Here is a 22,055-nt window from a genome sequence, read left to right as displayed (position 1 = left end):
TCACTAAAATAAATATAAAATTTAGCATTTTAACAACTTATAAAATTTAAACAAGCGCTAAATAAAAAAGCCGACTCATAACAGAGTCGGCTTTTTTATTTAGTATTCTTATTTCTTATTCTGCGTGATTTTGATACCATTAGAAGGAGCGAGGAAGATATAATCTGTTAGTAATCTTTCTGTTTCCTTCAAATAAGCGTCTTTTTCACGTCTTTCTTTAGCTGCTTTTTGTTTTGCTTGTGCAATACTTACTGAGTCAGTTTTTACTTCTGTTTTAGCTTCTGGTTTTTCAACGTCAGCTAACTCTTCAGCAAGGTCTTGGCTATTGCGTTTTTTCTGCTCTTCAATTTCTTTACGACGTTTGTCTTCTTTCAAAGAGATTGTTTTGCGTTCTTTTGCTTTTTTCCAGTAATCAAAATCAGCGACTAATTTTTTCAAATCTGTTTCTGATTTCAAGTGTTCTTGGTATTTTTTGTTTAAAGACGCAACAATCTGTTCATTTACATCTGTAGATGGCGTGTATTTGCTTGTCGCAATCATATCCCAAGGCAAAGCACTTGGTTGTGAGCTTTCGCCGTATTCTTCTGCCGAGAAGCCTGAAGGTAATTGAATATCTGGCGTTACACCTTTGTGTTGTGTACTACTACCTGTAATGCGGTAGAATTTCTCCATGGTGATTTTCAATTGACCTACGTTGTCAGGCTCACCTTTTAAGAAACGACCTAAATCTACTAAGGTTTGAACAGTACCTTTTCCATAAGTTTGCTCACCTACAACAATACCACGCTTATAGTCTTGGATAGCTCCAGCAAAAATTTCTGAAGCCGAAGCACTAAATCTGTTTACTAAAACACCCAGTGGACCATCATAAGTTACAGAAGGATCACGGTCGAATTCGGCTGAAATTTCACCATCAGCATGTTTGCGTTGTACCACAGGACCTTGAGGAATAAACAAGCCTGTCAAACTCACTGCTTCTACCAAAGAACCACCACCGTTGTTACGAAGGTCAAGAATTACACCGTCAACTTTTTCAGCTTTTAGTTCAGTCAAAAACTTCTTAACATCTGCGCTTGTACTCTTGAAGTCTCCTTCACCTTTTCTTACACCTTCAAAATCACGGTAGAATACAGGCAAGGTAATTAGACCTAATTTGTACGAACGACCATTGTTAGTAAATTCTAGAATATCCTTTTTCGCACTACCATCTTCTAATTTGATTTTTTCACGAACCAAACGAACCTCTTTAGGTACTGAACCAACAGCTGCATCACCTGATAGAATTTTCAAACGAACAATGGTATTTTTAGGACCTTTAATCAATTTCACTGCATCATCGGTCATCCAACCTACAATATCAGTAAAGGCTCCATTTTCGCCTTGTGCTACTGCTACGATTCTATCTTTTGGTTTTAGGGCTTTGCTTCTGTACGCAGGGCCACCCGTGATAAGCTCGATAATAGTTACATAATCACCATCCAAACGAAGCGTTGCACCAATACCTTCAAACGACTGCGCCATTTCTTGGTTGAACTGTGCAGCAGCTTTAGGAATCATGTAGTTCGTATGCGGATCGATACTTTCGGTGAATGAGTTCATGTATTGTTGGAATACATCTTCACTCTTTGTTTTATCGAAATACTTTTCGCTACGAGAATAACGCTCTTTCAAATCTTTGACAGCTGAGGTATCAGCTTTTCCGCTGATTTTCCAGTCTAACAAAGTACTTTTGATAGCTTTTCTCCAAATCTCATCAAGCTCTTGCTTGTTCGAAGCCCATTCCGCTTTTTCTCTGTCTGGCGTATAAACCTCGTCTACATTGAAATTCATCGGTTTTGCCAAAAGCTGATTTACGAACGTAAAACGTTCTTTGGCTCTTTTACGATAAATATTATAGATTTGATAAGCGGCTGTTAAGTCACCTTTTTGCAACTGGTCATCCAATGAATAACGAAACTGTTCGAAATCTTGAATGTCCTGTTTTGTGAAGTTCATTTTATTACCGTCAAGCTCCTTGATGTAATTATCAAGGATTTTAGAAGATAAAGAATCATTGAGAGGAACCCTTCTGTAATGATAATTCGTCAGGATTTGTGTCACTAATTCTTCTACTTTTTTCTGTGTTTCGGTGGGCTTGAGGTCGTCTTCACTAAATTTGTAAGCCACAGTAAGGTTTTTCTCGGCACTATGTGAGGTCGAGCGAAGTCCCATAACTGCCAATAGCGTAACAGGAACAAGTGCAATGAGATATTTCTTCATAGAGATTCGATGCGAAGGTAATTGAGTGACTGACTATAAAACCAATCACTCAACCCTAGATTCGCTTTATTATTTTTCGATACTTAGTAATTCAACTTCAAAAATTAAAGCTGAATATGGTTTGATTACAGGACCGCTACCGCGAGAACCGTAAGCCAATTCTTGAGGAATAAACAATTTCCATTTAGAACCTACTGGCATTAATTGTAACGCTTCGATCCATCCCTGAATTACACCAGTTACTGGAAAAGTGATAGGTTCGTTACGTTGAACAGAACTGTCAAATACAGTTCCATCTAATAAAGTACCATGGTAATGTGTTTTTACTTTATCGTTAGCTGTTGGTTTGGGACCATCGCCTGCTTTCAAGATTTGGTATTGTAATCCGCTTGGTAAAGTAACAACGCCTTCTTTCTTTTTGTTCTCAGCCAAAAACTTTTCGCCTGCTTCTTTGATTGGCTTGTACTGAGCTGCTTGCGCCTCCATCATGAATTTTTGAAGGACTTGATTGGCTTGCATATCAGAAATCTGCGTACTAGCACCTTTCATTACTTCTCCAAAAGCCTTTGCCATCAATTCTGAATTGATTGGAATATTTTGCATTTTGAAGTTTTGAGCTACTAAAACTCCTAAACTATAACTTGCTGAGTCAGCTAAGTTTGTCAATTTCAATTCTTTGGTATCTGTTGCTACTTTTGCAACGGCAGGTTTAGTGGCAGCTTTCGATGCTGGAGTAGCTGACTTTTTCACTTGTGCATGCGTGGCAAATGACGTAAGTGCTACGCCCGAGCAGAGTACTATGTGTTTTAGATTCATGGTTTGATTTAATGTTTACTGCAATTTTGCAAAAGTTTATTCCAAATGCTATACTGCTCTTGCAGGCTAGAATGATGGAGTAGAATCAAGCCTTGTGTTCAAAAAAATGTTAGAATAGACTTGATAAGAACTACAAAAATAAACATTTGACGGACTTATTGTAGTATTTGCGATTGATAAATTATTGTTGGTTAAAACGCAAGATTTTATGAAAAAGTATGCAAAAAATAAATCATATACTTTCTTACAAATAGTTTTAACTACAATATATTGAAATGTGTAGAGAACACCGCAACAAATTGCGATGAGTGGTTGAAATGTATTGTGACTGGTCAACGAGTGTTTTCTAGTTATGAATTAGGCATCGACTAGTGTTTGAATATCAAATTTTTGCATTTTCATAAATGCTTGAACCACATTTTTACTTTTTGCTGGGTCACTCATGAGCTTTGGCAAAATACTTGGTACAATTTGCCAAGAAACACCATATTGATCTGCGAGCCAACCGCATTGGTCATATCTTCCATTTTTACCTAAATTTTCCCAGTAATAATCGATTTCCTCTTGAGTATCACATTCAACAACGAATGAATTGCCAGGAGAGAAATCAAAGTCGTGCGCATTGTGACTACTGATGGCATTAAACAAAATACTGCCTAATTGGTACTGACAAAAAAGAAGTCTTTCTTCTGGAAAGTTGAAGTGAGCTGGGTATGGGGACTCTATTTTTACACTAGAATTGTCAAAAATCTGTACGTACTGATTGACCGCTTCCTTGAGTTTTGGAAATTTATCATTAGCAAAAAGGAGGGTAGGAACGATTTTTTGAGGAGCTTCGATTGCTTGAATATCCAATTGCCAGTACACGCCAAACTTGTCGCAGAGCCATGCGTATTTCTTGCTCCAATCATATTCTCCTAATGGCATTACGGCGTTTCCTCCTTCCAAAAGTGCTGCATATAATCGCTCTATTTCTTGTTCATTGCCACAATATACATAGTAAGACACAGCTGGAGTTGGCTTATATCGTGGACCGCCATTTAATCCCATAAATTTAGTACCCATTAGCTCAAAGGAGCTTACCATTGGGTTCTGTTGAAGAATATGCGAATTAGGAAATAGTTTGGTATAAAAATCAGCCGCCTCTGTGGCTTGGTGATTGTACCAAATACAAGAATAAATGGGCTTTTGCATGATTGTCTTTGAATTTTTAAGTACTAGTTCAAGACTTAGTCTTGGACCTATTTTTTACATAGTTTTAAATTGAAATAAAGGCTATTTCGATACTAAATCTTGAACTAGGTATCTACACAAACTTATCCTACATCAGATTTAATACTTCTTTATATCTCCCAGATTCTGCAAATTCTTTGATAATTCTGTTTCTTTCAGAAAGGAGCTTTGTCATGTATTTAGTTAAAAATAAGTGATTTGCCAACTTCCCAAGAAATCCCAATGGCGATTCAAACTCAAACCAATCTGTCATAAGCACCTTATCTCCATCATATTCAAATTGATGAATATGAGTCAGCGACTTGAAAGCTCCTTTAATCAATTCATCCTTAAAGTAATAGGGACGCTCATACGCCGTAATATGTGCTGACAGGTGTTGTTTGATACCAAAATGTGTTGCTTCGAAGGTCACATATTCACCTAAGCCAATCAGCCCTGTGGTTTTCCCTTCGATGGCTTTTTCTTTAGTATGAGCCGTTGAGATAGTATGTAAATCAATGCTTCTAGCTAAATCAAAGCAGATTTCTAGACTGGATTCTATCTCGGTTTGAAGTTTAATCAGAGGCATTTGTAAATTGTGAATGAGCGATTTAGTGAATTGTGAATTAAAAATTGTGTAGGTAGAGACGCAATGCCTTGCGTCTCCAGTAGATATTACCATTAACCATTTTTCTAGCTAACGGCTAGTTTCCCTTCTGACTATCTCTTGTATTTTTCTGTACGGCGATTGCGCCAAAAAGCGCTAGCAAAAAGGCAAAAGCATAGAATCCCTTTTCGCTCGGAAGTAGCGTTGCATTCCATAAGCCCACGGTTAACAGAACAATCGTTAAAATGGTTGAAAACCAGCTTAGACTGTAATAAATAGCTGTAACGGGAATATTTTCTAGTTTGTCACGAACACTTTTTTGTAGTGAAATCACAGAGAAAAGACCATACATCAAAACGGTGAAATAGTATCCTTTTTCGTTAAGTGCCATTTCGGCGTTCCATAAACCGATGAGGTATCCAATGATTCCTATGCCGAGTGCTACCCAAGAAGCGGCCACAAATGCACTAGAGGGTTGTTGATTCATATTTAAAGGGTTTTGTATTTGAGTTAGAACTTGTTGACAAGATACAAAGCATCTTGTCAATTGATAGAATGGTATTATTTTTTATGAGATAATCGATGTTATTCAACTAAGTAAAAGGAAGTTATTAGTTAACAGTATGTCAGTTATCAGAATAAACTCATAATCAGAAGGATACTATCACTATGTACCGCAGATATTGTTAATCCATATCATCTTGTATCCTAGTTGAGGTTTTTTACAAAACATACAATCCTTCCAACTTCTTCGAAACCAGCTTTTTGATGGAATATAATACTGCCTGAATTGGCAAGTTCCGAGTCTGAACAAAGTTGCGTGTATCCTTGTGAGCGAGCCCATTGCTCAGCTTTGTGGATGAGTTGAATGGCTAAGCCTTTTTTACGAAAAACATTGTCAACGTAAATTCCTTCGACGTAGGCTACGGGCATATCTTCGGCACCTTCTACATAGTCTTGACGAACACTCAATTCAATAAATCCAATAGGTTTTTGATCTTGTAGTAATAGAAAAGCTGTTGGGTGCTCTGCCAATAATACTTCTTCAAAATGCTCTGACATTTCGTCGAAATGAGTATCAGTCCAAAGTTGGGTGGCTAAATGGGCTAGGATGGAGATGTTTTCTCTCGATATTTCTTGAATGCTTGTCATTAGAGGTATGGTTTTTTACCTAAAAATAAGGATTATTCTTAATTAATAGTCTAGGTTTTAGAAAAATCATATTCCTTGAAAATAAAAAGCTGATTCAAAAAGATAATGATCTACTTTGAATCAGCTTAAGTATTAATGGATTTTCAAATAATCACTAATTGTATGTTAGGACTGTCGAAGGATTTCAAACTATTGCAGATTTGGGATTTCTGATTTCGGAAATAAAGAAAAATACATTTATTTTCTACAAATAAAAAGGTAGATTACACTTCCGAAATCCAACATCCAATATCCGAAAAAAATGCTTCTAGCAATCCTTCTTACAGCCCTGATTCTTACATTCAGCACTAACGTTTAATTGTATCCATTGTTTTGCGTAATTGCAGGATTTTGAGACCTTACAATTTGAGGAATAGGAAGCAATAGCTTGTCTGTCGTAATGGCTTTTCCTTTTGGTTGCAATACTGTAATGGCACGGTTGGTACGTTTCAAATCAAACCAACGATGGAATTCTATGGCAAGTTCTACCCTTCTTTCGTGCTCAATAGCAGTACTCAATGAACCTGCAAAAGCAGTTGGGTAGCCTGCGTCGCCAAATTTAGGTAGCCCTGCTCTTGTTCTTACTTGGTTCAGATAAGTAGCATCGCCTGTAGCTTCGGACAGCATTAATAGCACATCAGCATAGCGTAATACCATAAAGTTGTTATTGGCTAAAGGGTTGCCGCTTCCAATTGGTGCATTGGTATGAGTCCATTTGATAGGATATTTTTGCGCAATAAAGGTTGTACCATTATTATATCCTAAAGCAATCGATAAGTCTCTACGTGGGTCATTAGCTTCGTATTCGTTGTACAAATCGTCAGTTACTTGGTTCATGCCACTACCATAAAATCCAAGGAAGTTATTGTTTGGATAAAAAGTTTGATAGTAACGACTGTAAGGCGCAGATGCCGAACCTCCCAAAAACTGAATTTCGAAAATAGATTCTTTGGTATTTTTTACATTAGGTCCCCAAAGACTAGCGTAGGTGCTCAATAAAGCATATTGATTGCTATTATACACGTCCTTCAATACATTGGCTGCGGAGGTTTTGTCGCCCAAGGTCAAATATACTTTTCCTAACAGTGCTTGCGCAGCACCTTTTGAGGCACGACCGATTTTAGTACTAGGAATGGCAGAAGCCAAAGGCAAATTTTCGATAGCAAAGCCTAAATCCTTCTTAATCAAATCATACACATCGGCTTGTGGTGAGCGAGGTACGGCATAGGCCTCGTCACCCGAAAGAGGCTTTGTTACCAAAGGAATATCGCCCCAAGTTTGAACCATATTAAAGTAAAATAAGGCTCTCAAAAAACGCATTTGCGAACGAACATCATTTTTGTAGGCTTCACTTAATGAGGCTGTCTCGATTTTATCCAAAACGATATTTGTACTAAAAACAGCACGGTAATAGTCTTGCCAGAACTGATACACCATCGTATTGGTGGTCATCAGGCTATAATCTTTAAACTGCCATTTGTCTGCCTGAATCCCTGAAATATTGTACATAATGGCGTTGTCGCTCATTTGTTCATTACAATACGAAACGGGTCCCTCTGGGTGATAAACGGTGTATAAAGAAGCGTATGCCGAATTGATGGCAAGTTCAAAGTCATCGGTTGATTTGAAATTGTCTGCCGTTGCATTCGAAATAGGCGCAAGTTCTAAAAATGAATCACTACAACTGGTAGTAAGCAAACTTGCGGCAAGGAGAAGGTATATTTTTACAATTTTTTTCATGTCTATCCTGTTTTTTGAAGTTTAAAAAACATTGATTAAAAATCTATCTTAGCACCAATCGTAATAACTCTTGGAATTGGATATGAGCCATAGTCTACGCCTATAAAAGCACCATTTGGCGCATTTCCTGAGGCGTTCAAACCACTTGAAGAGTTACCATTGGCTTCACCCGAAAAGTTGGATGCGTTATAAGTAGTATTTTCAGGGTCGTAATTGGTGTACTTACTCCACAAATACACGTTTTCGGCATTTACGTACACACGTGCCGTTTTCAAATGTAATTTTTGAGTGATAGATGATGGGATAGTGTACGAAACTCGAATGTTTTTCAATCTCACAAATGAGGCATCTTCTACCCAAAGACTTGTGAATTGGTCTTGCAAACCTGTCAAACCTAAGGTAGCTCTGAAGTGTGTGCCATCGCCTGGGTCTGATTCTGAGCGCCAACGATTGGCTACACCTGCGTACATATTACGTCCGTTGTTCCAAAAACCAGAGTAACGGAAGTTTTGGTTGACGATTTCGCCTCCGAATGAGCCTTGGAACATAAACGACAAGTCAAAGCCTTTATAAGAGAAATTGTTGGTGATACCCGCCATAAAGTCAGGTTGATAATTCCCCAAGGTTGAACGGTCGTCAACTGTGATTTTTCCATCACCATTGACATCTCTGATGATTGGGTCACCAGGTTTTGTGGTCGAATAATGCGGTGTTGCATCTACCTGTGCTTGGTTTTTGAAAACACCATCTACTACATAGCCAAAGAAATTAGAAATCGGTTGTCCTACTTCCGTTTTTACCGTAACCACAAAGTCTGTGTAAGTAATAGGCGCATTGTTTTGACCTAATTGCAATACCTTGTTTCGGTTTGAACTAAAGTTGAAATCAGTTGACCAGCTAAATTTAGGCGTTTGAATGTTCTGTGTATTCAAGTTTAATTCAACACCCTTGTTTTCCATTTTACCGATATTTGTCAACTGCGTAGAGAAGCCCGTAATATCTGGAACAGGCACGTTCAACAACATATCGTTGGTCGTTGAATTGTAATATTCAGCAGATAAACCAACACGGTTGTTCAGCAATTTTAAGTCTAGTCCAAGGTTAAATTGAGTTGTACGTTCCCATTGTAAATTGGTATTGGCAATATTCGAAATCGCTAACCCAGAAGCTAGCGTTGAGCCTGAAACATAGTTCGATGAACTTAATAAACTCGTAGAGCCATAATTAGGGATTTGATTGTTACCCGACATACCATAACTCACTCTGAATTTCAGGTTATTGATAGCTCGAATATCTTTCATGAAGTTTTCGTCTGAAACTACCCACGCACCAGATACTGAAGGAAAATATCCCCAACGGCTGTTTGCACCGAATCTTGAACTACCATCACGACGGATAGCGGCAGTGAAGAAATATCTATTCAAATAATTATACTGCGCTCTTGCTAAGTATGAAATCATCGCCCATTCTGAAGCATTGGTAAAGCCACTTGATACTACCCCAGCATTGAGGGTTTCAACCAAGTCATTTGGAAAACTACCAGAAGTAATCGAAGCAAATTCATTGCGTTGTTTTTGAACAGAATAGCCCAAGAGTAAAGCCAAATTGTGATCGCCAAAGCTTTTGTCATAGTTCAAGGTATTCTCACTTAGCCAGTTTAAACTATATCCGCTTGTTGAATAACCTTCAGCAGGGAGAATCCCAGAATAGCCATAGCCTTGTTTGTTGACACGATAAGAGTTGTAACGTGTATTGTACAAATTGGCGCTAATACTGGTTTTGAATTTTAAATCATCCAAAATTTTATATTCCAAAAAGCCCGTAGCCAAAGTGTTGAAGGTCTTATTTTGCTTGTGGATATAGCGTGTCAACGAGTATGGATGCCATAGATTGAGGTCATTGTAGGCTACATATTTGTTCCAAACCGAGTTAGGGTCGCGATAACCGATATTACCATTTTCGTTGTAAACTGGAAAAATAGGGTCACTCTGCAATGCCAAACTTACTACGTCACTTTTTCCTTGAGTACCATCGGTTCTATCAAAAATTCCTGTAACGCCAAGATTTAAGCCAATCGTAAATTTATTACTCAATTGATGCTTGATATTTGAACGTAACGAAAGGCGCTTGTAGTAGTTTTCGTCCAAAACGGCATCTTGACTCAGATACGCTGCCGAAAACATAAACTGTGTTTTGTCTGTACCGCCCGAAGCCGAGAACTGTGCATTCTGCGAAGGAGCTACTCTAAACATTACATCTTGCCAATCTGTACCCTTTCCAAACTGTTGAGGATTAGTCAAAAACTCATCAGGAATTTTGTAAACCGAGCCTCTCAAACTGTTAGGGTCAGAAGCTTTGTTTTTAGCTGGATTCAAATCAACCCAAGCATTATTGTGAGCATCGATGTAATAGTCAATCCACTGCTGAGCATCCATCATTTTAACGCGTCTTTCTACGCTTTGTACACCCGATTCATAGCCAACGCTGAAGGTGGTTTTGCCTGCTTTTCCTAATTTGGTTGTCACCAAAATAACGCCATTGGCACCTCTTGAACCATAAATTGCTGCCGAAGAGGCATCTTTCAATACCTCCACAGATTCAATATCCTGAGGGTTTACCATATTCAAGTTGAAGTTTTCGAGCGGTACGCCATCCACCACAAAAAGTGGGTTTGTACCAGCCGTAATGGAGCTTACACCACGAATACGAATAATAGGAGATACCCCTGGAGCACCTTGACTTTGGCTAATATTTACACCAGCAATCTGACCAGAAAGTGCTTGAGTCACATTGCTAAATGAACGGTCTTGGAACTGCTTAAAACCTACTGATGATACCGCACCAGATACCGCTCTTTTGCTTTGTGTACCATAACCTACTACCACAACTTCATCAAGAGATTGAAGCTCAAGCGCTAAAGAAATATTGAAAACGGTACGATTACCAACCACTACTTCTTGTTTGACATAGCCCACATAGCTAAAAACCAAGGTCGTATTTTCGTTGGGTACTTCAATTTTGAAGTGACCACTCGCATCCGAATTAGTACCTTTGGTTGTGCCTTTGATGGTAATATTTACCCCTGGGAGAGCTTTTCCTTTTTCGTCGGTAATAGTTCCTGAAACAGTTGGTAAAGCCACCACGTTTTCTCGCTCTGTTTCGGGGGCGCTGGGAGTACTGGGTGCTTCGATTTTACGTAAAACAATTTGATTGTTAAACATTACATACGTCACCGAAAGAGGTTTGAGTAAACGCTCTAATACATCGCCTACACGCTCGTTGCTTGCCAAAAGAGTGACTGTTCTGTTGAGAGGCACCACTTGCGAGTTGTAAGAGATTCTTATTTGAGCAGTTTTTTCAATTTTTTGTAAAGCTGATTTTAGGACTATTCCGTCAATAGAGATACTAATCTTTTTATTGAGTTCTTCTTGCGCAGAGGTTTTTGCCCAAGCAAAACTCGTGAGGAATAGAATCATGAAAAACTGCATTCCAGTAATTCTCATAATAGTAAGCCAAAAAGCCTTTGATTGTCGATTTTTTTTCATAAACTTGAATGGTTTTCTGTTAAGTAAAACAAAAACATCCCCTTACCCTTTTTTGAAAGGGTATGTTGAGCAGACAGGAAGGGGAAAAATGCTAGGTGTTTGTTGTGTGCCACCACGACATACACCTTTTTTTATTGCTATGGAGGGAAGGAGTTAAGTAGGTTTTTCATTGCGATTGTTTTATTTATTGGTTACACCCTAGTGATTGAATAATAATTTTCTCGTTGACTACTTCAAATTTGGTATTGGGTCCAATGGCCTCACAAATGATTTGAAGTTTGGTAAATAAAGGTTCTTCACCTAGCGTTGTCGTGAGCGAACAATCTTCTAATAACTTTTGGTCAAAATAGATATGTACGCCGTATAGATTTTCGAGTTTCTTGAAAATCTGGGCAACTGGACTTTCGTTAAACTCTAGTGCTGTGCTGGTTTTTGAGGTAATTGCTACTACTTGTTCTTCACTAATTGCAGAGGCTTGCATCAGATTTTGCTCATCTACAATGACCTGCTGGTTGGGTAATAGAGTCACTCGATTATTGTCTTCCTCTTCTTTTTCATAGACCATTACTTTACCTGTTTTTACTACTACTTTTACTTCTTTTTCAGTGTTAAAAGACTGTACTGTAAAACTGGTACCTAAGACCTTGACGACCGTAGTTTTGGCATGAACCAAAAAAGGTTGTTGAGGATTTTTGACGACTTCAAAAAATGCCTGCCCATCCAAATACACCTCTCGGTTGGGCGAATCCTCAAAACTTTCAGGAAACTGAATGGTACTATTGGGTTCAAGTAGCAAAGAACTTCCATCAGGTAATTTGACTGGCATTTTCAAGGTACTTTTGTTGGTTTTTGTGACCAACTCTTCAATCGCTTTTTGCGAAAGATGTGACAATTGTGGATTCACATTTTTGTCGGTATACCACCAAATACCAACACTGAGCAATAGGAATATTGTGGCGGCAATAGACCATTTCCAAGTGTTATGTTGGTACCATGGTAGGTGTTCATCAAAAACGATATCAGCGTTCTCTTCCAGCTGAATTCGATTCAATGTATTGGTGATGATATTTTCTACTTGTTGGTCAGTAATGGGTTTTTCATGGATATAAGAAGCCAAAATAAACTCTCGTGCTTGCTTGACAAGGTACTGCTGACTTTGATGCGTTTGATACCATTGTGTCCATGGGTGCGAAATATCTTTATACCCTTCAGATTTTACCCATTCTACAAAGGTTAAATCCAAAAGAAAATCTTCTATCGTGTAATCACCATATTTTTTCATAAAATAGTAATAAGTCGTCTTCTATATACAGTAGAAGGGTTATAGGTTTTATATACTGCTTTTTGTAAAAAAAAATGAAAAAATATTGTTTTAGGGAGGGTAAGAGGGATTAGGGGTTAGGGAAGGAGAGTTTTTTCTAGGCACAAAGGCACAAAGGCACAAAGGCACAAAGGCATAAAGTGGTAGGGGGGAAATGGTATAGGGATTATGTAAGGAGTTTTATTTATGAACAAGAGCGTAAAGGTACAAAGTGATTCAGAAATAAGATTTTGCTAAAAAATACCTCATGTGCCTACATTTCTTATCACTCCAAAAATATACTCTGTTTCTTCATTCTTTTGCCACATTCTACTAAAATACACTTTATTCATCTGCCTTATGTCTAAATAAAAACTCCTTGACTAACCCCTATACCCTAGCCCCTAAAAATCAGTACCTTTGCCACTTCTTCACCACTCAAAAAACCAGACTAACAACCCAAACCATATAGCTTCGTCAGGGAAAAGGGTGCGTAGTAGAGTGAGGGCTTCATGGACTAAATTGCTGACAGATTGGTATTTCACTCCCATCGTCTCGGCAATTTCTTGATTGGATAATTCTTTATAGAATTTGAGATAGACAACTTCTTTTTGTCTTTTGGGAAGATGATTTAAGCGTTCGTTGATCAGCTGTACACGTTGAAGTTCAGTTTCGTCTTTAACGATTTTTTCTTCGATCGAAAAGTCAATGTCAAAATAGCTTTCAGAACTTGAGTGTTCGTCAAGAGAAATTGTTTCATTTTTTTTGATTTCAGAAATGATTCTTCTTCGTACTGCCGCAAACAAATAGGCTTTTACTGAGCCTACGTCAATTTTGAGATTCTGACGATATTGCCATAATTGAATAAAAACTTCTTGAATACAGTCTTCAATCAAAGCGTCGTCATTGACCATTTTGCGGCCATAGCTAATCAAGGATTTGGCATATAGTCGGAGAAGTGTAGCAAGTGCTGCTTCATCGCCATTGCGCAAATCATTCCATAGCGTTAATTCATCATATCGAGGAGATGAATTGGACATAATCAGGTTTTAGATCAGGTAAATAATATAATTCATAAAGACTGTAACTAAGGGTGTTATACTCAAAAAATAGTTGCTTTGGTAGGATACGTTAGTAATTGGATAAGATGCTACCAAAAATTGGATATAGCCTTTTCTTGATAATTTTAAATTGGTATTATTCTTGATGAACATTTATTGACAACTGTGATTTGCAAAATTGTTTTGTATTGCTATTGAACAATAAATATATAAATGCCTTCATTACTACTATGGTAAAATTGATTAGGAATCGCCAGCCTGTCAAAGTTTTAGTAATCGAAGAAGATCCGTCTTCGTTAGAAATTATAAAAACATTACTAAATCAAAATGACTTCGAGTTATTGACTATTGCCCCCACAATGGTCAAGGTTGATCTATTGTTAGATGCTTTTCTTCCCAACATTATTGTTGCTGGGGCAGATCTCAATCGGGTGGGTGTTTTTGATTTTATTACAACACCACAATACCTCAATACTCCACTTGTCTTTTTGTCTCATGTTCTTGACGATGAGATATTTGGGGTATGTCTGAATCATGCTAGATGTCTACTTTTAGAAAAGCCCATCAATCCTTATACCTTTCTGGCTTCGGTAAAGCTGTTGTTATTGGCTTATCCACCTATCCAACACAAATACGTGGAGGTGATTGATCGAAATCAACAGGTATTAAAAATCCAATTGGCAGATATTGTGTATGTAGAAGCAGATGGGAATTACACTTTTATTCATACAATTCAAAATAAGGTTTATGCTAGGAAAAAGCCTCTCAAGAATCTTAAAGAAGAGCTAGATGAGAAGTTTATTCAAATAAATAAATCTCATTTAATTAATACAGATTTTATTCAAAGACTAGAGTTAGGCAAGCGATTATTGGTGTTGAATAACAAAGAAATAAAAATAGGAAGATCTTTCCGTTCGGATTTAGATGCATTTATCTGCCCATTATCTTGACTTTTGTTAATTTTTGCTCATGATTTTATAGCCTTTAACGTGTAGTTAGATAGAAAAAACTTACCAGAGATTTATTGAATATATAGGAGAATATATTTTGTATTTCTAATATAATGAGGTGATTCTAATCAAACAAGCCAGTTGATTTCTTGAATAATTGGCTTTTTGTCACCTTTTATGGCTTTTTGTCACCATAATGTGGTAAAGAAGGAGGCTTTGGTTTCAAAATTGTACTTTCAATTTACATGTGTGATTATTTTTCTAAACAAGTGCATATTTTTTAATGTGTAAATTATTAGTTCGCGCTGTTGAACAATTAGCTCTATAAAAAACTTTTTCGTACGTATATTTTTCATTTACCTTAACTATGATTAATATTTTTAAATATTTGGAGTAATACTCTGTTTGTAGTTGATACCTTTTTAATGAAATTGATTTAAAAAGATTCGCCCTGAAGCTATGACAATGTATGTTTTATCCCAGAAGATTTAAAAGAAGTAGTATCGTACAAATTTTCCTTTTGATATCCGCTATGATCAAAAAATTACTAATTCTTCGCCCTTATAAACCGAAGTTTGCCTTTGTTAGTCTTAAGGTTTATGCTCTCTTCAAATCAAATTTGAGGAAACGGCTATCGTCCGCTTTTCATATCGCTTCTTTACAGCCCACCTTGTATGATAATTTTGATTTTGAATAATTCGTAAGAATTAGTCTGCTCAATATCTCTGAGTGTGTGGTATGATAGATGTATCGTATTTTTTATGGTGCTTAAGCTAGTTTACTGGTAAGCAGTAAATACTACAGTGCTAAAACTACAGGTAATAGTAGTTTTAGGATTACTGATATGCAAGTGTTATTCGTTTGTGGAACGTACTGCCATGCGTCTACAAAAGATTTGATTTTAAGATAGTGTCCTTCTCTGAAAGCCTTAATAATTTTAATTCTATCAAATTGCTCAAACTACTTTTCGCCAAAGTTGTATAGATAAATTTTTTGAAAGTGGTACCTAAGTAAGATGGTTTGGAATTGTTGGGCTATATGCAAATAATTAAACAATCCTCATCATGATAAAGAATTTTGTCAGATGTCTAATCTCTTTCCTGTGTCTTTTTCTTCTTTGGGGTAGCCATACTATTGCGATAGGTGCAGATATACCCTCAAAAACCAACCTCATTCCCGTCGACCCAGGTAATACAAGTTGTAACACAAAAACACCTTGGACGAATGCTTCGTATACAAATCTTGTCGCAAATCGTCAAAACAATGGTAGTATTTTGTGTATAAATATTACTACGGCTCCTGAATCTAATTTAGTTGACTCTGACTTAACTAACTATGCTGGCTTTAATATAACAGGTGCTGGTTGTGGAGTTACTTTTAGTGTAAAGGATAATGATGCTGCAGATACTTATCCAGCTGGATATTTTGCAGGTTATAAGATTTCATCTGGTAGTTTGTTAAGTGGAAGTGTTGGGGCAGTAGTTACTGTTACCACTTATAATAATGGTACTCAAGTAGAGACTAAAGATGTGGTAACGAGTTTGCTTGGAATCGAATCAAGCTTGGTTGATGCGAGCGGTAATACAACGGTTGGTTTTATTACCACTTCAGCTTTTGATGAAGTTAGAATTACATATACAACCTTAGTGGGGGTTCTTTTTGCTGGTCAAGTATATTATCCTGTCATAGAAAAGTTCTGTGCAGGATCAGCCTTGGTTTGTAATACTCAAACAAATGTTTCCAATCCTTCCTATCCAGTTAATATCGATGCTACACAAACTGGCATTACAGGCGTGGCTTGTGCTGGATGTTCGGTAGCTAATCCTGAAAATGTAATCAGTTCAAGCACGAGTGATTATGCCACCATCACGATGACAGCCTCAGTAAGCAGTATTGCTTCCTTAGCTGTGAAGGATGTCTTGACGACTTATCCCATCGGAACTTTTGCCGGGTTTAATATTTCCAATCCTAGTTTAATCAATGCGAATTTATTATCAGGAATTACCTTAAAAACGTATAAAGCAGGGGTATTGCAAGAAACGTCTTCGGCTAGCAGTTTGCTTTCGGTGAATTCCTCTTTATTAACAGGTACAGGAGAACAATTGGTAGGCTTTATCAGTACGAAGGAGTTTGATGAAGTAAAACTAGAAATAACGAATGTATTAGGCGTATTGAGTACGACGAAGGTCTATAATGTAGTATTAGAGAGTTTCTGTGCAGGTCCAGCATTAAGTTGTACTGATACATATTTGGTATCACCAAGTTTTCCAGCAGTCTTGAATGGTAGCTTAACAGGAATTAGTGGAGCTGTTTGTGCAGGTTGTACAATCAATAATAGTCAAAATGTGGTAGATGCTAGCACTTCAAACTATGCAGATATAGTTTTGACAGCAGGCTTATTGAGTAGTGGATCAATATCGGTAAAAGATGCTGTGACGACGTATCCTATCGGAACGTTTGCAGGATTCGATATAGAAAATACAAGTATCCTTGGCGCAAGTCTTCTGAGTAATGCTACTGTCAGTACTTATCTGAATGGGGTTTTACAAGAGAGTAACGCAGGTGGGTTAATCAGCTTATCTATTCTAAGTTCTACTCGACAGGTAGTAGGTTTTGCTGCAACGAAGCCATTTAACGAAGTACGATTTACGATTAGTAACTTGGTTGGCGTAGATGTTGGTACAACGCGAGTATATGGTGCAGTGTTGCGCTTAGCGAATGCAGCAGGTTTTGTTGCGCCAAGTTTATTGAGTAGTAGTGTGAGCAATGTTTGTCCTGCCACAACAGGAAACTTATCAAGTGCCATCGGCAGTGCACCATCAGGGGCAGTGATACAGTGGTTTACGAACAATACGCATACAGGAACAGCTTACAGTACACCAAGTACAGCCGTGGCTGGTACGTATTATGCCTTTTATTATGATTCAGTTTTGGGATGTTATAGTCCAGCTTCGACAGGAGTAGTTGTTACGGTAAATGCTTGTGATACCGATGGCGATGGTGATTTGGACACGACAGACCCATCGCCTAATGATCCATGTGTATGGAGTGTAAATCAGGTATTAGCAAATACTACAACAACTTGGCGCAACGCAGATTGTGATGGAGATGGCATCAGTAACTATGCAGAGAAGTTGGCAGGAACAGACCCATTAAATGCTTGTGACCCAGCTTTGGTTGTTCCAACAGTGAGTGTTAGTAGCGTTAATAACATTTGTCCTGCTACGACAGCGAACTTGACAACTGCGATAAGTAGTACAGCACCTTCGGGTAGTAGTTTGGTATGGTTTACGAATACTACCCATACAGGTACGGCATATTCAACCCCAACAGCAACGACAGATGGTACCTATTATGCATTTTATTACAATGCCACGACAGGCTGTTATAGTGCAGCAAGCGTAGGAATCGATGTATTTATTACCTCTTGTACAGGTCTTGACCCAAGTGGCGCAACGTGTAACACGAAGGTTGCGTTGACGAATGGTTTGTTTACGAACCTTTCAGCTACGAAGACCAATAGTTCATTAGGCTGTGTGAATTTGACGACAGCCTCGACTAACAATCTAGTAGACTCGGATTTGAATAATTACGCAGGATTTAGTGTGACGGGTTTAGGCTGTGATGTGACCTATAGTGCCAAAGATAATGATGCGGCAGATACTTATCCTGCGGGCTATTATGCAGGGTTTAAGATTGCCTCAACGAGCTTGTTGAGTGGTAGTATTGGTTCAACCGTACGAATCGAGACTTACAACAATGGCGTTTTTGTAGAAGGGAAAGACGTTGTAACGAGCTCGATAGGTTTAGAGTCAAGTTTGTTGGATGGCAGTGGTTTGGCAACCGTGGGCTTTATCACAACACAAGGTTTTGACGAGGTACGCATAGTTTACAATACCTTGGTAGGGATAGGATTTAGTGGCCAAGTATATTATCCCGTAATAGAGAAATTCTGTACTGGTTCGGCATTAGTTTGTAATACTCAGACGAATGTATCGAACCCTTCTTATCCCGTAGTAATAGATGATAGTCAGACAGGTATTACTGGTGTCGCCTGTGTTGGATGTTCGATAAGTAATGCCGAAAATGTAATCAGTTCAAGCACGAGTGATTATGCCACCATCACGATGACAGCCTCAGTAAGCAGTATTGCTTCCTTAGCTGTAAAAGATATTTTGACGACTTATCCCATCGGAACTTTTGCAGGATTTAATATCTCGAATCCTAGTTTAATCAATGCGAATCTTTTATCAGGTATTACCATTCGCACCTACAAAGCAGGGGTTTTGCAAGAGAGTTCGGGAGTCGGAACTTTATTGTCTGTTAATTCTTCACTTTTGACTGGTACAGGAGAACAATTGGTAGGCTTTATCAGTACGAAGGAGTTTGATGAAGTAAAATTAGAGTTGACCAATTTGTTAGGAATATTAAGTACGACGAAGGTTTATAATGTAGTCTTAGAGAGTTTCTGTGCAGGTCCAGCATTAAGTTGTACTGATACGTATTTGGTATCACCAAGTTTTCCAGCGGTTTTGAATGGTAGTTTAACAGGTATCAGTGGAGCTGTTTGTGCAGGTTGTGCCATTAATAATAGTCAAAATGTGGTAGATACAAGTACCTCAAACTATGCAGATATAGTTTTGACAGCAGGTTTGCTGAGTAGTGGATCAATATCGGTAAAAGATGCAGTGACGACGTATCCTATCGGAACATTTGCAGGATTTGATATAGAAAACACAAGTATTCTTGGAGCGAGTCTTTTGAGTAATGCCACCGTCAGTACTTATCTGAATGGGGTTTTACAAGAAAGTAATGCAGGTGGACTGATTTCGCTAGAATTGTTAAGTTCTACCCGTCAGGTGGTTGGCTTTAAAACAACCAAAACATTTAATGAAGTACGTTTTACGATAGCGAATTTAGTAGGAATAGATGTTGGTACAACGCGAGTATATGGTGCAGTGTTGCGCTTAGCAAATGCAGCAGGTTTTGTTGCGCCAAGTTTATTGAGTAGCAGTGTGAGCAATGTTTGTCCTGCTACCACAGGAAACTTATCAAGTGCCATCGGTAGTGCGCCATCAGGGGCAGTGATACAGTGGTTTACAAACAATACCCACTCAGGAAGTGCTTATGCGACCCCAAGTACAGCCGCGACTGGTACGTATTATGCCTTTTATTACGATTCAGTTTTGGGTTGTTATAGTCCAGCTTCGACAGGAGTCGTTGTTACAGTGAATGCTTGTGATACCGATGGTGATGGAGATTTTGACACGACAGACCCAGCACCTAATGACCCATGTGTATGGAGTGTAAATCAGGTATTAGCGAATACGACGACAACTTGGCGCGATGCAGATTGTGATGGAGATGGCGTTTCCAATTATAAAGAAGCTACTGGTACAGACAATGATCCGCTTACGATTGCTGATAATACTAATCCTTTGGATGGTTGTAGTTATAACGATGTAGACCAAGTACTTGCAAATACTTCAATAGATTGGAAAGCACTTGATTGTGATAAGGATGGTAATCTCAATGGAACCGATAATCATCCTAAAGTACCATTTGTCGCAGACGATGTTTTGAATGTTAGCTTCGGTATAACTGGTACGGTCAATGTCCTAGCAAATGACGATTTTATCGGAGGTCTTGCAACAAGTTTGACAAGAGCAGGAGGCACAGCAACTGGTACAGTTTTATTAAATGCTTTGACAGGTATCATGAGTTACACGCCAAATGCTTCTGAGCCTGGCTCGAATGTTACTGTGATTTATCAGGTGTGTAATACTGCCACAATTCCAAGTGTTTGTGCTACTGCCACAGTCAATATCAGTGTGCCATTGGCTGGAGATACAGATGGTGATGGTGACCCTAACAATACAGACCCAGAACCGTTAAACGGATGTGTATGGAGTAATAGTCAAGTTTTAGCCAATACTACTACCGCTTGGAAAAATAGTGACTGTGATGGTGATGGAGTGACTAACTACAAAGAACTCACAGGAACGGATGATAATTTAGCTACTACTGCCGATAATACTGATCCTTTGGATGGTTGTAGTTATAATACTGTTGACCAAGTATTGCTAGCGACCAGTCCATTGTGGAAATTGGCAGATTGTGACAATGATGGTAATCTGAATGGTACAGACCCTAATCCCAAATTGGCAGTTGCCAACGATGATAGTTTCTTAGCAAACTTTGGAAGTGCAACTATATTTAATGTTTTGACAAACGACGATTTTCTTCCTGGTCTAGCTACAACTATTACTCAAACTGGTGGAACTGCTGGAGGAACTATTGCGATTGTTGGCTCAACAGGTGTATTGACCTACACGCCACTTCTGTCAGAACGTGGTACATTGGTAACGGTGATTTATCAGGTTTGTAATACTGCTACAACACCAAACGTATGTGCGTCTGCCACGGTGACTATTGCTGTGCCTGCTGATACAGATTTGGATGGTATCCCTGATAGCCTCGATTTGGATGATGATAACGATGGTATTTTGGATACAGTAGAAGATGCTCAGTTGAGCGCTGATATTGATGGTGACGGAATTCCTAACCGTTTAGACTTGGATAGCGATAATGATGGTATCAATGATGTAGACGAAGGTTTAGGTATAGACCTCAATCGTGACGGTATGGCCGATGGCATTGTATCTGTGGATGGTATTCCTGCCACTGCTCTTGGAGGTCTGGTATTGAGTGCTCTGGATATTGATTTGGATTCCTTGCCAAATCCTTATGATTTAGATGGCAACAATGATGGAATGTTTGATTTGGTAGAAAATGGACTAAACGCGAATCTAGATCTAGACAATAACGGTGTTGTAGACTGCTCAAGCAATTGTGATCCTGATGGTGATGGTATTTTGACGCCTGTAGACGGTTTGCCAAATACTTGGAAGGATGCTGGACTTCCTGATTTGAGCCCAACGACGGATATCGATAATTTGGAATTTACGAATGTTATTAATAGTCGAGATTTTATCGTAAATATTTTTGAAATAAATAACATTCTCAATATTTCAGGTAGAACCATTAGTTTCCGAGTAGCCAAAATTTCTGGGTTTGACATTACTTATTCTACAACCTCTGGTTTGTCTGACGTATTGGGTGGTACTTCGAATACTAATAGTGATTGGGATTTTACAGAAAATGAAAACTCAATTACTGTCACAGCCAAAGCAGGAAGTGTTACCTTACAAAATACCAAAAAAGTAGTAGGGTTTACTATTACTCGAAAAGTAGGCACACCAAGTATGACAAGCCAAAATATCACAGTTACTATCATCTATGGTTCGGCAGGCGAAGAACGTGTAAGCAATAATATTGTTGAAACAAAAGTTACTGCCAACTAATAAAACCAAG

At 38.3% G+C, this 22,055-nt stretch carries 12 protein-coding genes; 2 read left to right on the top strand and 10 right to left on the bottom strand.

Going from position 1 to position 22,055, the window contains the following annotated elements; genetic code table 11:
* Window positions 1–108 precede the first annotated feature (108 nt).
* The 10 genes from GVN22_RS01160 to GVN22_RS01115 form a co-directional block, all read right to left on the bottom strand.
* The gene (locus GVN22_RS01160; RefSeq protein ID WP_166549230.1) at window positions 109–2,259 is read right to left on the bottom strand and encodes a carboxy terminal-processing peptidase; all 2,151 of its coding nucleotides are present in this window, start codon (window positions 2,257–2,259) and stop codon (window positions 109–111) included.
* Window positions 2,260–2,328: 69 nt separating this feature from the next.
* Window positions 2,329–3,075 carry an FKBP-type peptidyl-prolyl cis-trans isomerase gene (locus GVN22_RS28060; RefSeq protein ID WP_166549229.1) on the bottom strand — a complete coding sequence of 249 codons (747 nt, stop codon included), beginning with the start codon at window positions 3,073–3,075 and terminating at the stop codon, window positions 2,329–2,331.
* 357 nt (window positions 3,076–3,432) lie between these two features.
* Window positions 3,433–4,269, bottom strand: a complete 837-nt coding sequence (locus GVN22_RS01150; protein ID WP_166549228.1) for a VOC family protein — start codon at window positions 4,267–4,269, stop codon at window positions 3,433–3,435.
* Window positions 4,270–4,396: 127 nt separating this feature from the next.
* The gene (locus GVN22_RS01145) at window positions 4,397–4,876 is read right to left on the bottom strand and encodes an SRPBCC family protein (protein ID WP_166549227.1); all 480 of its coding nucleotides are present in this window, start codon (window positions 4,874–4,876) and stop codon (window positions 4,397–4,399) included.
* Window positions 4,877–4,991: 115 nt separating this feature from the next.
* Entirely contained in the window at window positions 4,992–5,381 is a 390-nt protein-coding gene (yiaA, locus tag GVN22_RS01140; RefSeq protein WP_166549226.1) for an inner membrane protein YiaA, read from the bottom strand.
* 221 nt (window positions 5,382–5,602) lie between these two features.
* Complete coding sequence (gene aac(6'), locus GVN22_RS01135; protein ID WP_166549225.1) at window positions 5,603–6,046, bottom strand: aminoglycoside 6'-N-acetyltransferase; 444 nt, start codon at window positions 6,044–6,046, stop codon at window positions 5,603–5,605.
* 354 nt (window positions 6,047–6,400) lie between these two features.
* Window positions 6,401–7,825, bottom strand: a complete 1,425-nt coding sequence (locus GVN22_RS01130; RefSeq protein WP_166549224.1) for a RagB/SusD family nutrient uptake outer membrane protein — start codon at window positions 7,823–7,825, stop codon at window positions 6,401–6,403.
* 35 nt (window positions 7,826–7,860) lie between these two features.
* Window positions 7,861–11,370, bottom strand: coding sequence for a TonB-dependent receptor (locus GVN22_RS01125; RefSeq protein ID WP_205690740.1), 3,510 nt, complete (start codon window positions 11,368–11,370; stop codon window positions 7,861–7,863).
* A 184-nt stretch (window positions 11,371–11,554) separates the two neighbouring features.
* Window positions 11,555–12,652 carry a FecR family protein gene (locus tag GVN22_RS01120; RefSeq protein ID WP_166549223.1) on the bottom strand — a complete coding sequence of 366 codons (1,098 nt, stop codon included), beginning with the start codon at window positions 12,650–12,652 and terminating at the stop codon, window positions 11,555–11,557.
* Window positions 12,653–13,101: 449 nt separating this feature from the next.
* Complete coding sequence (locus tag GVN22_RS01115; protein ID WP_166549222.1) at window positions 13,102–13,710, bottom strand: RNA polymerase sigma factor; 609 nt, start codon at window positions 13,708–13,710, stop codon at window positions 13,102–13,104.
* A gap of 251 nt (window positions 13,711–13,961) precedes the next feature.
* On the opposite strand from GVN22_RS01115, the gene GVN22_RS01110 reads away from it, so the two are divergent.
* Window positions 13,962–14,681 (top strand): LytTR family DNA-binding domain-containing protein, encoded by a 720-nt coding sequence (locus tag GVN22_RS01110; RefSeq protein WP_166549221.1) that lies wholly within the window; start codon window positions 13,962–13,964, stop codon window positions 14,679–14,681.
* 1,064 nt (window positions 14,682–15,745) lie between these two features.
* Window positions 15,746–22,045: a hypothetical protein gene (locus GVN22_RS01105; RefSeq protein WP_166549220.1), complete on the top strand. Its 6,300-nt coding sequence runs from the start codon at window positions 15,746–15,748 to the stop codon at window positions 22,043–22,045.
* Window positions 22,046–22,055 lie beyond the last annotated feature (10 nt).

It is taken from the genome of Cellulophaga sp. BC115SP (genome assembly GCF_009905545.1).
In the GTDB taxonomy this organism is placed as follows: domain Bacteria; phylum Bacteroidota; class Bacteroidia; order Cytophagales; family Spirosomataceae; genus Flectobacillus; species Flectobacillus rivi.
This window is presented reverse-complemented; position numbering and strand designations above follow the sequence as displayed.

Coding starts and splice junctions, on each gene's coding strand:
- GVN22_RS01105 (WP_166549220.1), top strand. CDS start 15,746: ATGATAAAGAATTTTGTCAGATGTCTAATCTCTTTCCTGTGTCTTTTT.
- GVN22_RS01160 (WP_166549230.1), bottom strand. CDS start 2,259: ATGAAGAAATATCTCATTGCACTTGTTCCTGTTACGCTATTGGCAGTT.
- GVN22_RS01125 (WP_205690740.1), bottom strand. CDS start 11,370: ATGAAAAAAAATCGACAATCAAAGGCTTTTTGGCTTACTATTATGAGA.
- GVN22_RS01120 (WP_166549223.1), bottom strand. CDS start 12,652: ATGAAAAAATATGGTGATTACACGATAGAAGATTTTCTTTTGGATTTA.
- GVN22_RS01150 (WP_166549228.1), bottom strand. CDS start 4,269: ATGCAAAAGCCCATTTATTCTTGTATTTGGTACAATCACCAAGCCACA.
- GVN22_RS01130 (WP_166549224.1), bottom strand. CDS start 7,825: ATGAAAAAAATTGTAAAAATATACCTTCTCCTTGCCGCAAGTTTGCTT.
- yiaA (WP_166549226.1), bottom strand. CDS start 5,381: ATGAATCAACAACCCTCTAGTGCATTTGTGGCCGCTTCTTGGGTAGCA.
- GVN22_RS01115 (WP_166549222.1), bottom strand. CDS start 13,710: ATGTCCAATTCATCTCCTCGATATGATGAATTAACGCTATGGAATGAT.
- GVN22_RS01110 (WP_166549221.1), top strand. CDS start 13,962: ATGGTAAAATTGATTAGGAATCGCCAGCCTGTCAAAGTTTTAGTAATC.
- GVN22_RS28060 (WP_166549229.1), bottom strand. CDS start 3,075: ATGAATCTAAAACACATAGTACTCTGCTCGGGCGTAGCACTTACGTCA.
- GVN22_RS01145 (WP_166549227.1), bottom strand. CDS start 4,876: ATGCCTCTGATTAAACTTCAAACCGAGATAGAATCCAGTCTAGAAATC.